Raw genomic sequence first — 16,395 nt, 5'->3', positions numbered from 1 at the left:
AAATCTGTATAGTCGAAAGGAAGGGCGAAAAAGAAGTTGAACAGGATTTATGTTCCAGTTCAAAATCCTGAGGAGTTACAAAAGCTAAAATGTGGTCAAGAAGTTTTAGTGTGTGGCAAACTTTTTGTTGCAAGGGACGCTGCTCACAAAAGGCTTTTTGAAATGATTCAAAAAGGAAGTAAAATCCCAATAGATTTTAAAAACGGTGCGATATATTACATGGGTCCCTGTCCAGAAAAGCCGGGTGAAGTAATAGGACCATGTGGCCCAACAACAGCAGGCAGGATGGATGTATTTACTCCCATGATGCTTGAGCTTGGAATAAAGGTTTTAATTGGAAAGGGTAAAAGAAATGAAGCTGTAAAAGAGGCAATTAAAAAGCACGGTAGCATTTATCTTGCCACATTTGGCGGTGCTGCAGTTTTGATTCAAAGCTGTGTCAAATCTCAAAGGATAGTTATGTTTGAGGACCTTGGTGCAGAGGCAATTCGTGAGATTGAAGTGGAAGATTTGCCTTGCATTGTGGCAATAGATTCTCAAGGGGAAGATATATATGAAGTTGGACCAAGAAAGTATGCAAAGGATTTTAGATAATCTTAAAATTTTCAATGCTCTTAAAAAGTACGATTTTTTGCGTCTTCACATGCCAGGTCACAAAGGTAAAGAAGAGATTTTCCCAGATGCTATTAAAAATATATTTCCCAGCTTTGATGTCACAGAAACCTTCTGTACAGACAACTTATTAGACCCAAAAGGTTATATAAAGGAATTTTTAGAGGGGATAAATGAGTTTTTTGGTTCAAATTATAGTTTTTTGTCTCTTCAGGGTTCAACGCACCTTCTGCAAGCTTCAATTGCTGCATTTTCAAATCCGTATGACAGAATACTTATAAACAGGGATGCTCACAAAAGCATATATAATATTGCAAAGATTTTAAAACTTGACATTGAATATATATATCCACAGTACGATGATTCTTTAGGAATACTTACATATATAGACGAAAAGCACTTTGAAAGTGTTGTCAAAAATTCAAAATCTCAAATTGTTGTAATAACCTCACCATCATATTATGGCATTGAGCAGAATGTAAAAGCGCTATCAAGGATAGCAAAGAAATATCAAAAAAAGCTCATAGTTGACCAAGCTCACGGAGGTTATTATAAATTTGTAGGGAAAAAAACAGCCTTGGATAGCGGAGCTGACATATGCATTTTAAGTCTTCACAAAACATTGCCATGCCCAAACCAGTCTGCACTGCTTTTGTCAAACTTAGCAGATAATGATAATAAGAAACTTTCTGCCAATTTAAGTTATCTTCATACAACAAGTCCATCGTATGTGCTGCTTGCTTGGACTGAGTATGGGATAGAGTTTTCAAAAATGTTTGGCAGACAGCTTTTTAAAGAGCTCGAAAGAAAACTTGAAAAGATATGCAAGTCGGTCTTGGAGTATACAAACTATGTCTACAGAGATGTAGATGTTTTAAAACTTCTTTTGAACTTTGGCAAAGCAGGGAAAAATCAAAGTTTTGTAAAAAGTCTTTTGGAGAAGTATTCCATTGTTCCAGAGCTTTTTGATCAAAATAGGATTCTGTTTTATTTTTCTCTGGTGGATGCTCTTTCTAATTTTGAAATCTTGGAAAGCTTTTTTTATGATATAATAAAAGAAAAAGGAAAAGGAGAACCTGAGAAAAGGTTTTTATCACCGCCAAGACCAAAAAAGGTTTTAAAAGTATATGAAGTTGACAACGCGAAAAAAAGAAGGGTAAAGATTTGCGAGGCAGAAGGCTTTGTATGTGCGCAGGCAATCATTCCTTACCCACCGGGATTTCCGGTTGTTGTTGAGGGTGAGGTTATAGAAAAGGATACTATAGAATATTTACAAGAGCTTTTGGGTATTGAATTTATCAAAAAAAATGAGGTTGATGTGGTTGAGGAAGGGTAAACTCATAGTATTTGAAGGAAACGATGGTTCAGGTAAAACTACCCAGCTTGTAAAAGTTGAAAAATATCTTAAAGAGAAGGGATACAAAGTTCTCACAACAAGAGAGCCAGGTGGGACAGAAGTAGGATACAGAATCAGAAAGCTTCTTTTAGACCCTCAATATAAGATGGATGGGCTTACTGAAGCTCTGCTTTTAGCTGCAGACAGGAACGAACATGTGAAAAATGTACTCATTCCTGCCCTTGATGAAGGGTACATTGTGCTTTGCGATAGATATATCTTGAGTAGTGTAGTTTACCAGGGCATTGTAAGAGGGGTTGGTGTTGAAAATATTCTGAGATTAAATTCAATCTTTGAAGATAGAATAAAACCCGATCTTTACATTGTTCTTACCTTAGAGCCTGAAATAGCTCTGCAAAGAATTAAAATGGCTGGCAAAAACGACAGGCTTGACTTAGAAGATTTGGAGTTTCACAGGCGTGTGTACAGCGGCTTTAAAGAGGTATCAAAATGGTTTGAAAGATGTGTGAACATTGAGGCGCAAGGTTCAGAAAAAGAGGTTTTTGAAAAGGTGTGTCGTGAGATAGAAAGGCTATTTGAAAGCAAAGAGAAGTGGTAGAATATAGAGGAATGCTAAGTCGGCAAAGCTTTTCAAAGAGAGGAGAGAAGAGGAAAGATGAAGCTTATTGTAGCAGTTGTACAAAATGAAGACATTGGTAGGCTCTTGGACGCTCTTCAAAAAGAAGGCATAATGGCAACAAAGCTTTCAACCTCAGGTGGATTTTTGCGCTCTGGCAATACCACTTTGCTCATAGGCATTGATGATGAAAGAGTTGCTGAGGTGATTGACATTATATCTCAAAAGTGCAAGACACGCAAACAAATTGTCTCATCGCCTGTGACAAACAATCCGTCAGCAGGTGTATACCTGCCATATCCTGTTGAAATAACAATTGGTGGTGCTACAATATTTGTCCTCAATGTTGAGAGATTTGAGAAGGTTTAAAAAAATTTAAGAAGTGGGAAAGCAAAATGAGAGTAGAAGATGTTAAAAGAAACAATATAAATAATGTAGCGTTTTTTCAAGACCAGCGAAGAGTTGAAAGGCCAAAAGACTCTTTTTCAAACTATGTAAAGCAGCTTGAGAAAGATGAAATTATCAATAGAATAAAAGAGCTTATTAACAAAATAGACTCTCTTGGCAAGAGCCTTGCAGAGAGATTGGACCTTTCAACGCTCAAAGAGTACAAAAAGGCCATAAAAGAACTTTTGGGATATACAGTGTATTCTTCTCACGAGTATTTTAGTGAAAGCCTTTTTAGCAGAAAAGGCAGGCACAAGGTGTTTGGTATCATCAAGAAGATTGATGAAAAGATGGATATGCTGACCCAGGAGATTTTGAAAAAAGAGGCAGACAATCTCAAGGTTTTATCATATGTAGGAGAAATAAAAGGGCTGCTTGTTGACCTATTTATTTAGAAATTTGCACAGGGTGAGAGATGAATATGAATTTAGATACTTTCATAGGTCAAAATGGGCTTGTTGCTACACTCAAAAAGGCACTTATTCGGCCTTTTCACGCATACATTTTTGAAGGTGAAAAAGGACTTGGCAAAAAACTTTTGGCAATGACCTTTTCAAAGCAAGTTTTGTGTGAAAAAAAGCTTGCGTGCGGCGTTTGCAAAAGCTGCAGGCTCTTTGACGCACTCACACACCCGGATTTTAAATTAATAAAGAGAGATGAAGACAGAAAAGAGATATCTGTTGACGCTATTAGAGAGATTATAAAAGACATTTCACGAGGACCCATATTTGCAAGTAAAAAGGTATATATAATACAAGAGGCAGAGGAGATGTCAACAAGTGCTCAAAATGCACTTTTAAAGACTTTAGAAGAGCCTCCAGAGTATGCTCTTTTTATTCTCACATGCAACAATTTAGAAAGGCTTTTGCCGACAGTGGTTTCAAGGTCATTAGTGCTTTCATTCAAAAGGTACAGCTCAAGCGAAATCTCTGAGATTTTAAAAAATCATGGGCTTGAACCCAAAGACTATGTTTTAAAACTTTGCAGAGGGAATCCTAAAATTGCTCTTGATTTTTATGATAAAGAGGTTCAAAATAAAAGAGACTATATTTTTGATAAACTTCTTTCATACGACGGGGCAAGTTTTAGTTTGATAAAAGAATTTGAAAGTGATTTTGAAAAGTTTAAAGACGACTTTGCATTTTTATTTGAAACAGTTATATACTTTTTACGAGATGCGCTTATGTTCAAAAAAACAAACCTCGTTGAGCTTATTACAAACACAGACAAGTTAGAAAAGATAGTTGAGTTTGCAAACAAGCATACAATCTCTCATATATACAGGCTACTGCAGGATTTCATGATGTTAGAAAAGTACCCAGATGCAAATGTAATCTCAGACAATGTGCTTGACATGATTTTTTTAAAACTATCAGGGGGCTAAAAGAAGGATGGCAGAAGTTGTTGGAGTTAGATTCAAAAAAGCAGGGAAGATATACTGGTTTGACCCGAATAACATAGATTTAAAAGCCGGAGATGACGTCATTGTTGAGACAGTCCGCGGGATCGAGATGGGAAAAGTTATGATAGAAAAAAGAGAGGTGCCGGACGAAGAGATAGTCCAGCCTCTCAAAAAGGTTGTAAGAAAGGCAACAGAAGAGGATTACAAAAAAGCTCAAGAAAACATGGAAAAGGCGGCAAGAGCACTTGAGATTTGCAAGGAAAAAGTACAAAAGCATGGGCTTCCTATGAAGCTTTTGCATGCCGAGTACACATTTGACAACAACAAGCTTCTTTTCTATTTCACAGCAGAAGGAAGGGTTGATTTCAGAGAACTTGTAAAAGACCTTGCAGCAGTTTTCAGAACAAGGATTGAGCTAAGACAAATAGGTGTCAGAGACGACACAAAGTTCCGTGGTGGTTTGGGTCCGTGTGGACGTGAGGTTTGCTGTGCATTGCATCTTTGTGAGTTTGTACCAATCTCAATAAAGATGGCAAAACAGCAGGGGCTTGTTTTAAATCCTGCAAAGATATCCGGCCTTTGCGGAAGGCTCATGTGCTGCTTGACATACGAGCAAAAATTCTATGAGGAGGCAATGCTCAAACTTCCAGGGATAGGTGCAATTGTAAAAACAGCCGATGGTATAGGTGAAGTTGTTGAGGTAAGCGTCTTAAAAGAAAAGATAAAGGTCAGATTTGAAGATGAGATGCAAAATGTAGAGGTAAAAGAATACTCTGTTGGTGAGTTTGAGATTCTAAAAGACACCAAGAAGATTCAACAGCCGGTTGTTGCACTTGATGACGATGAGATAAAAGAGCTTTTGGATTTAGAAGAATAAAAATGAATTTGAACTTGAAAGAGGCAAAAAGGGCTGCTAAAAAGTTAACATAAAAGCAGCCCGTTTTTTAAATTTTAAGATTCTTTTTCTTGTGCAGAGGTGATAAAGATTGGAAGTAGTTTTGCTAATTGTTGCTATTGTTCTTGTCATATCAAACTTGCTACTGCTCATAAGGCTTAAAAATAATATAAATTCTTCTTTGGATACTCAAAATAAACTGTTAGAGATTGAAAAAGAACTTGAACAAATTCAAAATTCTATCTCACAGCAATTTTCTCAGAATAAAAATGAAACGCAAAGTATGATAAGCTCATTTGGCAGCATTTTAATGACAAGATTTTCAGATCTATCCAATCAGATAATAAATTTTACATCATCAAGTCAGGAGAGGCTTGACAGTATCCGAAAAGAGATAGATAGCAAGCTTGAGAAAATACGAGAGACTGTTGACAGCCAGCTACAAAGCACATTAGAGACAAAACTTTCGCAGTCTTTCAAGCTTGTATCAGAACGGCTTGAGCTTGTTCATAGAGGCCTTGGTGAGATGCAGGCACTTGCCGGAAGTGTGGGAGATCTCAAAAAGATTTTGAGCAATGTAAAAGTTAGAGGCACTCTTGGGGAGATTCAGCTTGGCAATATCATAGACCAGATTTTGGATCAATCACAGTACGAAAGAAATGTCAGGATAAAACCGCACACTCAAGAGCAAGTTGAGTTTGCAATAAAGATTCCTTCTAAAAATTCAAAAGATAATGAATTTATATACCTTCCAATAGACTCTAAATTCCCCATAGAAAGTTATCAGCGGCTTATTGAGGCGCAGGAGAAAGCGGAGACAGAAGAAGTTGCAAGGTTTTCAAAGGAGCTTGAAAATAGTATAAGGCAAAATGCAAAGACTATAAAGGAAAAGTACATAGACCCGCCAAAAACAACAGATTTTGCTATCATGTTTTTGCCTTCTGAAGGACTTTATGCAGAGGTTTTGAGGATACCCGGGCTGTTTGAGTCTGTGCAAAGGGAATACAAGGTAATCATTGCGGGACCCACAACAGTTGTTGCAATGCTCAACACTATTTCGCTTGGATTTAAAGCCCTTGCCATTGAAAAGAGAACAAGCGAGGTTTGGGAGCTTTTGTCCGCGGTCAAGACTGAGTTTTCAAGGTTTGCTGAGATACTTGAAAAGGTTAAAAAGAAGCTTTCTGAGGCACAGGATACTATTGACACTGCAACAAGAAAGACAAGAACCATAGAAAGAAAGCTCAAAAGTGTTGAGTTCCTCTCTTCAGAAAAAGATATAGATAAGATTCTTTATGATGAGGAAGCTATTGAAAAAAGTTCAGGGTAATAATCTCACATATGAAGATTTTAAATTGCCATCTTGCAAAATTTCGCTCAATATCTTAAAATATACACTTGCGCAAAAGAACAATTTGCAATGTCCTATTGTCAAAAATGCAAAAGTAGAATATAATATATCTCATAACACTTGATTGTATACATATATACAATGTGGAGGGAAGCTTAAGTGGCAAGAGTAGAATTTAATCCCAAGACAAATCTGATTGAGCAGGCAGCGTATAAATATACACTCCAGGATGTTCCAGAGCCGAACCTCTATAGAGAGATTTTCCCGTACACAGAGATACCCAAGATAGCCTTCAACCACAGGCATGTCCCTATGTTTGTGCCTGATGAGATATGGATAACAGATACAACATTCAGAGATGGTCAGCAAGCAAGGTCTCCTTATACAGTTGAACAGATTGTAAGGCTTTTTGATTATCTCCACGAACTTGACAACGACTCTGGCGTGATCCGTCAGACAGAGTTTTTTCTATATTCAAAAAAAGATAGAGAAGCTGTTATTAAATGCATGGAAAGAGGTTATAGGTATCCAGAGGTTACCTCATGGATAAGAGCAAGAAAAGAGGATTTTCAACTTGTGAAAGAGATGGGCATCAAAGAGACAGGAATTTTGGTATCATGCTCTGACTATCATATATTCAAAAAGCTCAACATGACAAGAAAACAGGCAATGGAAATGTATCTTTCTATTGTTGAAGCCGCTCTTGAACATGGAATTATTCCGCGCTGCCATTTTGAGGACATCACAAGAGCAGACTTTTACGGCTTTGTTGTTCCGTTTGCAAATGAGCTTATGAAACTTGCGCGCCAAGCAAATATGCCGGTCAAGATAAGAGCATGCGATACCCTCGGGCTTGGTGTGTCTTACCCGGGAGTTGCTCTGCCAAGAAGTGTCCAGGGAATAATTTACGGGCTAAGGCATTACGCAGAGGTGCCGTCTGAGTGGCTTGAGTGGCACGGTCACAACGATTTTTACAAGGCTGTTGTTAACTCTGGTACTGCATGGCTTTACGGTGCATCTGCAGTCAACTGTTCGCTCTTGGGTATTGGTGAGAGGACTGGTAATACTCCGCTTGAGGCTATGGTAATTGAATATGCCCAGCTTCGTGGAACAACAAAGAATATGAGGCTTGAGGTAATCACTGAGATTGCAGATTACTTTGAAAAAGAGCTTGACTATGAGATTCCACCAAGAACGCCGTTTGTTGGCAGAGCATTTAATGCAACAAGAGCAGGAATTCATGCTGACGGTATTTTAAAGGATGAGGAGATCTACAACATCTTTGATACAAAGAAGATTTTAAACAGGCCAATTGTCATTGCAGTTGATGCACACTCTGGGCTTGCAGGTATCGCTGCATGGATTAACACATATTTCAGGCTTGAAGGTGACAAGAAGATTGACAAGCGCGACCCAAGAGTTGCTAAAATCAAAGAGTGGGTTGACAAGGAGTACGAAAATGGAAGAACAACTGTTATTGGCGACGATGAGCTTGAAATGGTTGTTCGAGAAATCATGCCAGAGCTTTTCAAGATGCATGAAAGCAGGGTAAAATAACAGGGTAGAATTAAATAAAAGCTGCTGCAAGCATATTCATTTTTCACAAAACATGGATTTAAAATTCCAAAAACTTTATCTAAAATAAAATGCAATTTTGGTATTGACAAATTGCAAAATGAAGAATATAATGAGAGTAAACAAAGAGAATAAAGAAAGAAAGGCAAAGGCGCCTTTCAAAAGGTTGCCTTTGCCTTTTTTAATTACCCAATTTTATCCGTCTCCACACATGCCTTTGGTTTTTCAATCTTCTCTTTTTAAAAATTGCGTGCTTTTTCATTATACCAGAGAATCTTTACTTTGAAAAGGGGGCGCAGGGCAAGTGAACAAAGTTGTATCAGTAAAAAGTTAGGTTTAAGGAGGGTTTTTAAAGATGAATAGACTCATTAAAAACTACAAGGCCTTTTTAATCCCGGTAGGAACAATTGTAACTTTGCTACTTTTTACATCAATAGCAAAAGCAGACCAGGTTACACCTGATAAAGTGGCAACTGCTGTTGATAATGTCTGGGTTCTTGTTACAGCATTTTTGGTGTTCTTTATGCAAGCAGGATTTGCAATGGTCGAAGCAGGCTTTACCAGAGCAAAAAATGCGAGCAATATTGTTATGAAAAACCTAATGGACTTTGCGATAGGCTCTGTAATATTCTGGCTCTTTGGATTTGCATTTATGTTTGGGAAAGACACAGGTGGGTTTATCGGTACGTCTGGATTTTTCCTGAATGATTCATTTAAACACTTGGGCCTATCTATTCCGCTTACATCATTTTTGATGTTTCAAACAGTGTTTGCTGCAACAGCTGCAACAATTGTCTCAGGTGCTATGGCTGAAAGAACAAAGTTTATTGCGTATTGCATTTACAGTGCTGTAATTTCGTTTATCATTTATCCTGTTGTAGGTCATTGGGCATGGGGTGGCGGTTGGCTGAGCAAACTTGGATTTATCGACTTTGCAGGTTCAACTGTTGTACATTCTGTTGGTGGCTGGTGTGCTCTAATTGGTGCAGCATTGCTTGGGCCAAGAATAGGTAAATACACAAAAGATGGTAAAGTAAATGCTATACCTGGTCATAGTATAACCTTAGCAGCACTTGGAACGTTTATATTATGGTTTGGTTGGTTTGGATTTAACCCAGGTTCAACCTTATCTGGTATGAATGAGAAGATTGGTGATATTGCTGTCAACACCAACCTGGCAGCTGCGATGGGTGCAAACTTAGCAATGATATACACATGGCTAAAGTATAAAAAACCAGACGTCAGTATGACACTAAACGGTGCTTTGGCTGGTCTTGTTGCGATTACAGCAGGTTGTGCATCTGTCAACCCATGGGGTGCGGCAATAATAGGTGGGCTTGCAGGTATACTGGTTGTAATGGCCGTTGAGTTTATAGACAAGAAACTCAAGATAGACGATCCAGTTGGTGCAATTTCTGTTCATGGCGTATGTGGAGCTTTTGGAACACTGATGGTTGGACTTTTTGCTCTAGATGGCGGACTTTTCTATGGTGGAGGAATAAAGCAGTTTTTGGTTCAGCTTGCTGGTGTTGCATCAACATTTGTATGGACCACTGTGACAGCATTTATACTCTTTGCAATCATCAAAATAACAGTTGGGCTCAGAGTTTCTGAAGAAGAAGAAATAGAAGGTCTTGACGTTGCAGAACACGGCGCAACAGCGTATAGTGACTTTGTAATGAAGTCTCAGGCAGTAAAGTAAATTTTGATTTTAAGATAAATTTTATTTGAAAAGGGTGAAAATTAATGAAAAAGATTGAGTGTATAATTAGACCTGAAAAGCTTGAAGAAGTGAAGGATGCTTTAAATCAACTTGGGATTAAAGGTATGACAGTGTCACAGGTTATGGGCTGTGGTCTTCAAAAAGGAAGAACTGAATACTACAGGGGTGTGGAGATTAATATAAATCTTTTGCCAAAGGTCAAGATAGAGCTTATTGTAAAGGACTCAGAAGTGGATAGAATTGTTGATACCATTGTTAAAGTAGCACGCTCTGGAAAGATAGGCGACGGCAAGATATTCATTTATAACGTAGAAAATGCAGTGAGAATAAGAACTGGCGAACAGGGCGAAACTGCAATTTAAACCTTCCCTCATTCCTTGAGTTTATAATTTGGCAACAGCAGGCATCCAAAACACCCCCAAATTGAGAAGATAAATCTGCCTTGCCTCTTGCGCCCCTCTTTTTAAAAAAGTGAATAGCGTGTTTTGTGCCTGCCATTGCCATGTGTTATTCGCCATAGCAAGGCTTTGATGTCTGCTGTTGCCATTTTTCATAGATTTTAGCTCATTTTTGTTGGAAATACAGGGGGAGAAGAATAAAAAGTGCTTCCTCTACCTTGAAGCTACTTAGTAGATTTGCACAACTTATCTCCCCCTGCCTCGCAAAAAAATTGATTTATTGTCCCATTTTTAAGTTTACCATATCAAAACACATAATTCAACAATTTTAATCTTGCTGAAAGGAGGCAATTAGCTTATGAGACAGATTGCTATTTATGGAAAAGGCGGTATTGGAAAATCAACAACAACTCAAAACACAGTTGCAGCTCTGGCAACTCTTGGTAAAAAGGTAATGATTGTTGGATGTGACCCAAAGGCTGACTCAACACGCCTTATTTTAGGTGTCAAGTCTCAGGTGACGGTTATGGACACTGTGCGAGAGGTGGGTGAAAGCAATGTCAAGCTTGACAAAGTGATGTTCACAGGTTTTGGCGGTGTGAGGTGTGTGGAGTCTGGTGGACCAGAGCCGGGTGTTGGTTGTGCCGGGCGTGGTGTTATTACTGCCATCAATCTTTTAGAAGAGCTTGGTGCATTTACTGATGACCTTGACTTTGTGTTCTACGATGTTCTGGGCGACGTTGTGTGTGGTGGTTTTGCAATGCCAATCAGAGAAGGCAAGGCAAACGAGATATATATTGTTGCATCTGGTGAGATGATGGCACTTTATGCTGCGAACAATATCTGCAGAGGTATCTTGAAATTTGCTGAGACAAGTGGCGTTCGACTTGGCGGAATTATCTGCAACTCAAGAAGAGTGGAAAACGAAAAAGAACTTTTAGAGGCGTTTTGTAAAAAGCTTGGCACACAGCTTATAAAGTTCATTCCACGCGACAACATTGTCCAGAAAGCTGAGATTAACAGAAAAACTGTTATTGAATACGACCCAGAGAGTAATCAAGCAAAAGAATATTTGGACTTGGCAAAAAGGATAATTGAAAATGACATGTTCGTCATTCCAAAACCTATGCCAATGGATGAACTTGAAAAACTCATTGAAGAGTATGGACTGGCAGATTAGAAAAAAGGAGGTTTTGAATAGTTATGAAGATGATACGAGCAATAATTAGGCCAGAGATGCAAGAAAAGGTTGTGAGGGCACTTGACTCAAACGGTTTTGTTTCAATGACAAAGATTGATGTATTTGGGCGTGGAAAACAAAAAGGCATCAAAACAGGGAACATCGTCTATGACGAACTTCCAAAAACAATGATCATGATGGTGGTAGAAGATAGTGACTGCCAAAAAGTGGTTGATATAATCTTGCAAAATGCGTATACCGGCAATTTCGGTGACGGCAAGATATTTATAAGCCCTGTTGAAGAGGCTTATACCATCAGAACGGGAGAAAAAGGTCTGTAGTAAGAAGGAGGTATTTTTTGAAAATGAAAGAGATTGTAGCTATTATCCGAATGAACAAAGTGGGTGTGACAAAAGATGTGTTGGCTGCAGCGGGATATCCCGCTGCCACATTCCAAAAAGTCATGGGGCGTGGCAAACAGCGTGGGCTTGTGGGTGAGGTAAAGGCAGTGGAGGTTGACAAAGCTACAGAGATGGTTCTTTCATCCACCGCTATGGAGTTTATTCCCAAAAGAATGGTTACAATCATCGTAGATGACAGAGATGTTGAAAGAGTTGTCAATATTATTATTGCTGTAAATCGCACAGGTCAAATTGGCGATGGAAAGATATTTGTTCTTCCTGTTGAAGATAGCATAAGAATCAGGACAAGAGAAAAGGGCTATGAGGCCCTGATATAAAAAATCAATCCTATCTTTAAAAAAAGGGAGGTTGACAGTTATGCCATTTGTGACTTTAGACTGTGACAAGTGCATAGAAGAAAGAGGAAAACACACATATATAACTGACAAAAATAATCCTGTTGTACCTTTGTGCAATATAAGAACCATTCCAGGTGACATGACAGAGCGTGGTTGTGCATTTGCAGGAGCAAGAGGTGTTGTTGGAGGACCTGTTAAAGATGTGATTCAGATAGTCCATGGGCCAATTGGCTGTGCATATTATACGTGGTCTTCACGAAGACACCTATCCGATAGTGAATTTCATAGAAAGTATTGCTTTTCAACTGACATGCAAGAAAAAGACATAGTTTTCGGTGGAGAAAAGAAACTTTACAATGCAATAATTGAAGCAAACCAGCAGTTTCCTGAAGCCAAAGCGGTATTTATATATGCAACATGTCCAACTGCCCTAATTGGTGATGATTTAGAAGCTGTTGCTAAAAAAGCTTCAAAAGCAATAGGAAAACCAGTCATTGCATTCAATTCACCGGGTTTTTGCGGTGTTTCTCAGTCTAAAGGTCATCATATCGCAAATCACACAATCTTTGAAAAGATTGTTGGGACAAAAGAACTTGAAGACCCAACACCGTATGACGTTAATATTATAGGCGAGTACAACATTGATGGAGATTATTGGGTGCTTGAGAAGCTATTCACAAAGATTGGCTTGAGGATTATAACAGCATTTACTGGAAACGCTTCTTATGATAATCTGTGCAAGATGCACTATGCAAAGCTCAACATTGTCCACTGCCAGAGGTCAGCAACATATATTGCAAGGCTTATGAAAGAAAAGTACGGCACGCCATTTATCAGGGTAACACTTTTTGGAATTACCGAAACAATTAATTCTCTTAGGGAAATAGGAAAGTTTTTTGGAATTGAGAAAAAGGTGGAAGAAGTGATTGAAGAAGAGCTCGAAAGTATTATGCCAAGGCTTGAGTTTTACAGAGAAAAGCTTCGTGGCAAGCGTGCAATGATTTACGTTGGAGCACCGAGAGTCTGGCACTGGATACCGCTAATGCGTGACCTTGGAATAGAAGTTGTTGCATGTGCTACAACATTTGGGCATGAGGATGACTACGAAAAGATAAACGCAAGAGCAGACGATGGAGTTTTGGTGATCGACAATCCTAACGAGCTTGAACTTGAAGAGGTTATAGAAAAGTACAAACCCGATATATTCCTCACAGGATTGAAAGAGAAATACCTTGCACACAAGATTGGTGTTCCATCTTTGAACTCACATTCTTACGAAAATGGGCCATATGTAGCTTTTGAAGGACTGGTCAATTTTGCAAGAGACCTTTACAAGTCGCTATATGCTCCAGTTTGGAAATTTATTGACAGGAGGTGGGCATCACAATGGCAACAAAACTTGAGAATACGCTAATTTCGAAAGCAAACAGGCATGTTACCATAAATCCTCCAAAGATGTGTCAACCAATTGGTGCAATGTATGCAACGCTTGGTATTGACAAGGCAGTGCCACTTGTTCAAGGTTCTCAAGGATGCTGCACTTATGTTCGATACCAGTTCAATAGACACTTCAAAGAACCTGTGAACATTGCAGTGACATCTTTCCACGAAGATGCGGCTGTGTTTGGCGGAAGGAGAAATCTTATAGAAGGAATAAGAAATCTTATTTTTAGATATGCGCCAAAGGTGATAGGTGTTGTTACAACATGTTCAAGCGAAACCATAGGAGACGATATAGAAGCTTTTATAAAAGAGGCATATAAAAAGGTGAGAGAAGAACTGGGTGATGAGGTTGCACAAAGCGTGTTTGTTGTGCCAATTCATACACCAAGCTACGCAGGAACACATGTAAAAGGCTATGACACAGCAACAATTTCGTATATTAAGTACTTTGCAAAATCAAAAGAACCAAACCAAAAACTATATATTATTCCAGGAATGATTAATCCCGGTGACATCGAAGAGGTAAAACATCTTCTAAATTTAATGGGCATAGAATATTCAGTTTTATTTGATATTTCAAAAACTTTAAACTCACCACTGATGCCTCCAAAACCGCTCTATCCAGAAGGTGGCACACCATGGCAGGAACTTGAAGACTGTGCAAACGGAAAAGCCATCTTAGCTCTTTGTCCTCATGCAGGTGGGTCTGGTGCAAGTTATTTGGAAAGTGAGTTTGGTGTAAAAAGTATTCTTGGTCCGTTCCCGGTTGGAGTAGAAAATACAGATAAGTTTGTCAAAAATGTTGCTTTAGTCTGCGGAATCGAAATTCCAGAGGAAGTCAAAGTTGAAAGAGGTCTTCTTTTAGATGCTATGGCAGATACTTGCCAGTATACAATGCTGAGAAGGGCAGCTGTGTTTGGTGACCCTGACATTGTAATAGCTGTTACCAGGTTTTTGTGTGAACTTGGGATGGATGTAAAGGTGGTGGAGACAGCAACGCCTTCTTCTACCTTTGCCGATGAGATAAAGAAAATCTTTGATGAGTATAACATTGAAGGTGAAATTCTTGTAGACAGCGACCTTTATGAATTTGAATACTTAGCAAAAGAAGCAGGGGTTGAGGTCATACTTGGCAACTCAAAAGCAGTTGAAGTTGCAAAATCAGTAAAATGCCCTGTTGTGAGAATAGGCTTCCCTGTATACGACAGGGTTGGATATTTCAGATACGGAATAACAGGGTATAAAGGGAGTATCTGGCTTTTGGATTTGATTGTAAATACAATCTTGGATTATTCTTATCCGCATGATAAACTTCACCAGTAAACAAGATGAAAAGTGGTGTATTGAAATGGTTATAAAAGCTTTTTTAGATCAAAGACAGGGACACATCAAACAAAGCGGAATACCTCAGTGTTCAAGACCAACAATTCCAGGTGTGATGTCCCAGCGCGCTTGTACCTATTATGGAGCGCGCTGGGTCCTTGCCCCTGTAAGAAATTCAACTCACATTGTGCACGCACCTGTTGACTGTGCATATTATGGTCAGAATGTAAGGAAAAAGAATTATTTAATACTTTCAACTGATATGAATGAAAAGGATGTTATCTTTGGTGCGCATGAAAAGCTTGAAAGGTGTATTGAAGAAGCAGCAAAAATCTTTCCTGAACACAGTTTGATATTTGTATATTCTACATGCACATCTTCTCAAATTGGAGAAGACATAAAGTGGGTTGTAGAAAGAGTAAAAGAAAAAGTACAAAAACCTGTTATCCCTGTTGAGGTTCCTGGGTTTGGAGGGTTTTCTCAATCAGACGGGCACCACATAGCGCAGAGGGCTATTATAAGCTATCTTTCAGGGTATTGCAGAAAAGAAAGTACAAAGCCATTTTCTGTAAACATAATTGGGGAGTACAATGTAGCAGGAGAGACGTTGGTTATAAAAAAACTGTTAGAAAAGATAGGAATAAAGGTTATATGTAGCTATACAGGTGATTGTGATGCAGACCTTATGCAAGAAAGCGTAACTGCTGCGCTTAACTTGCTTGTTTGTAAAAGCTCTGGACTTTTACTTGCTCAGTTTATGAGAGAAAAATACTCTATTCCTTTTGTAGATGTCTCATTCTATGGACTTAGCAATACTATAAATTCTCTTAAAAAAATTTCGAAATTTTTTGGTATTGAACATAAAGTTGAGATGGTCATTTCGGAAGAGTATGAAAAAATAAAAGATAGGCTTGAGAAGTATAAAAAGAAGATTTTTAGCAAAAAAGCGGTTATTCTTCTTGGAGGTTCAAGGATAGGCTTTATGGCTGGTGCATTTAAAGAAGCAGGACTTGAAATTTGTGTATGCGGCAGTCAGTTTGGATGCAATATTGATTATGAGGCTGCACGGTTTGAGCTTCCTTCTGCACTTTTTATTGATGATTTTAACTGTGCAGAAATAGAGGAAATTCTTTTGAGGATAAAGCCTGATGTATTTATTGGTGGAACAAGAGAATGGTATCTTGCACACAAGTTTGGAATACCCTTTTTGGTTCTTCCTCAGGAGACAAAACCCTATGCGTGTTTTGAAGGTTTTTTAAACATGTGTGAGGATTTATCCAAAGAAATACATGCACCTGTATGGAGGTTGATTTGAG

The 16,395-nt window shown here is 38.5% G+C and carries 18 protein-coding genes; all 18 read left to right on the top strand.

What is annotated here, in order from left to right; genetic code table 11:
* The first annotated feature begins 36 nt into the window (after positions 1-36).
* The 18 genes from CaldiYA01_RS09760 (at position 37) to CaldiYA01_RS09675 (ending at position 16,394) form a co-directional block, all read left to right on the top strand.
* A complete protein-coding gene (locus tag CaldiYA01_RS09760; protein WP_207179184.1) occupies positions 37-594 on the top strand; it encodes a FumA C-terminus/TtdB family hydratase beta subunit in 558 nt (185 codons plus the stop codon).
* Positions 554-1,948 carry an aminotransferase class I/II-fold pyridoxal phosphate-dependent enzyme gene (locus CaldiYA01_RS09755; RefSeq protein ID WP_456298372.1) on the top strand — a complete coding sequence of 465 codons (1,395 nt, stop codon included), beginning with the start codon at positions 554-556 and terminating at the stop codon, positions 1,946-1,948. The genes CaldiYA01_RS09760 and CaldiYA01_RS09755 overlap by 41 nt, the downstream gene beginning before the upstream one ends.
* A complete protein-coding gene (gene tmk / locus CaldiYA01_RS09750; RefSeq protein ID WP_207179182.1) occupies positions 1,935-2,567 on the top strand; it encodes a dTMP kinase in 633 nt (210 codons plus the stop codon). The genes CaldiYA01_RS09755 and tmk overlap by 14 nt, the downstream gene beginning before the upstream one ends.
* A 57-nt stretch (positions 2,568-2,624) precedes the next feature.
* A complete protein-coding gene (locus CaldiYA01_RS09745) occupies positions 2,625-2,954 on the top strand; it encodes a cyclic-di-AMP receptor (protein ID WP_013404007.1) in 330 nt (109 codons plus the stop codon).
* Between the two features lie 26 nt (positions 2,955-2,980).
* Positions 2,981-3,427 (top strand): YaaR family protein, encoded by a 447-nt coding sequence (locus CaldiYA01_RS09740; protein ID WP_207179180.1) that lies wholly within the window; start codon positions 2,981-2,983, stop codon positions 3,425-3,427.
* 26 nt (positions 3,428-3,453) lie between these two features.
* Positions 3,454-4,416 (top strand): DNA polymerase III subunit, encoded by a 963-nt coding sequence (locus CaldiYA01_RS09735; RefSeq protein WP_207179178.1) that lies wholly within the window; start codon positions 3,454-3,456, stop codon positions 4,414-4,416.
* A gap of 7 nt (positions 4,417-4,423) precedes the next feature.
* Positions 4,424-5,311, top strand: a complete 888-nt coding sequence (locus CaldiYA01_RS09730; protein WP_207179177.1) for a PSP1 domain-containing protein — start codon at positions 4,424-4,426, stop codon at positions 5,309-5,311.
* Between the two features lie 109 nt (positions 5,312-5,420).
* Complete coding sequence (locus CaldiYA01_RS09725; protein ID WP_207179176.1) at positions 5,421-6,656, top strand: DNA recombination protein RmuC; 1,236 nt, start codon at positions 5,421-5,423, stop codon at positions 6,654-6,656.
* Positions 6,637-6,801: a hypothetical protein gene (locus CaldiYA01_RS09720; protein WP_207179175.1), complete on the top strand. Its 165-nt coding sequence runs from the start codon at positions 6,637-6,639 to the stop codon at positions 6,799-6,801. The genes CaldiYA01_RS09725 and CaldiYA01_RS09720 overlap by 20 nt, the downstream gene beginning before the upstream one ends.
* A gap of 35 nt (positions 6,802-6,836) precedes the next feature.
* On the top strand, positions 6,837-8,234 hold the full coding sequence (locus CaldiYA01_RS09715) for a beta/alpha barrel domain-containing protein (protein WP_207179174.1): 1,398 nt from the start codon (positions 6,837-6,839) through the stop codon (positions 8,232-8,234).
* 373 nt (positions 8,235-8,607) lie between these two features.
* Positions 8,608-9,954 (top strand): ammonium transporter, encoded by a 1,347-nt coding sequence (locus CaldiYA01_RS09710; RefSeq protein WP_207179173.1) that lies wholly within the window; start codon positions 8,608-8,610, stop codon positions 9,952-9,954.
* Positions 9,955-9,998: 44 nt separating this feature from the next.
* Positions 9,999-10,337 (top strand): P-II family nitrogen regulator, encoded by a 339-nt coding sequence (locus CaldiYA01_RS09705; protein ID WP_013403998.1) that lies wholly within the window; start codon positions 9,999-10,001, stop codon positions 10,335-10,337.
* A gap of 394 nt (positions 10,338-10,731) precedes the next feature.
* The gene (gene nifH, locus CaldiYA01_RS09700; RefSeq protein ID WP_013403997.1) at positions 10,732-11,553 is read left to right on the top strand and encodes a nitrogenase iron protein; all 822 of its coding nucleotides are present in this window, start codon (positions 10,732-10,734) and stop codon (positions 11,551-11,553) included.
* Positions 11,554-11,576: 23 nt separating this feature from the next.
* On the top strand, positions 11,577-11,894 hold the full coding sequence (locus CaldiYA01_RS09695; RefSeq protein WP_013403996.1) for a P-II family nitrogen regulator: 318 nt from the start codon (positions 11,577-11,579) through the stop codon (positions 11,892-11,894).
* Positions 11,895-11,917: 23 nt separating this feature from the next.
* Positions 11,918-12,292 carry a P-II family nitrogen regulator gene (locus CaldiYA01_RS09690; protein ID WP_207179172.1) on the top strand — a complete coding sequence of 125 codons (375 nt, stop codon included), beginning with the start codon at positions 11,918-11,920 and terminating at the stop codon, positions 12,290-12,292.
* Between the two features lie 40 nt (positions 12,293-12,332).
* Positions 12,333-13,727, top strand: coding sequence for a nitrogenase component I subunit alpha (locus CaldiYA01_RS09685; protein WP_207179170.1), 1,395 nt, complete (start codon positions 12,333-12,335; stop codon positions 13,725-13,727).
* On the top strand, positions 13,700-15,079 hold the full coding sequence (locus CaldiYA01_RS09680) for a nitrogenase component 1 (RefSeq protein ID WP_207179169.1): 1,380 nt from the start codon (positions 13,700-13,702) through the stop codon (positions 15,077-15,079). The genes CaldiYA01_RS09685 and CaldiYA01_RS09680 overlap by 28 nt, the downstream gene beginning before the upstream one ends.
* Entirely contained in the window at positions 15,060-16,394 is a 1,335-nt protein-coding gene (locus tag CaldiYA01_RS09675) for a nitrogenase component 1 (RefSeq protein ID WP_238480517.1), read from the top strand. Before CaldiYA01_RS09680 ends, CaldiYA01_RS09675 begins: the two co-directional genes overlap by 20 nt.
* The last annotated feature ends 1 nt before the right edge of the window (position 16,395 follow it).

This window comes from Caldicellulosiruptor diazotrophicus (assembly GCF_017347585.1).
Taxonomy (GTDB): domain Bacteria; phylum Bacillota; class Thermoanaerobacteria; order Caldicellulosiruptorales; family Caldicellulosiruptoraceae; genus Caldicellulosiruptor; species Caldicellulosiruptor diazotrophicus.
The sequence above is the reverse complement of the archived record's forward strand: the minus strand, read 5'-3'. Positions and strand labels throughout refer to the sequence as shown.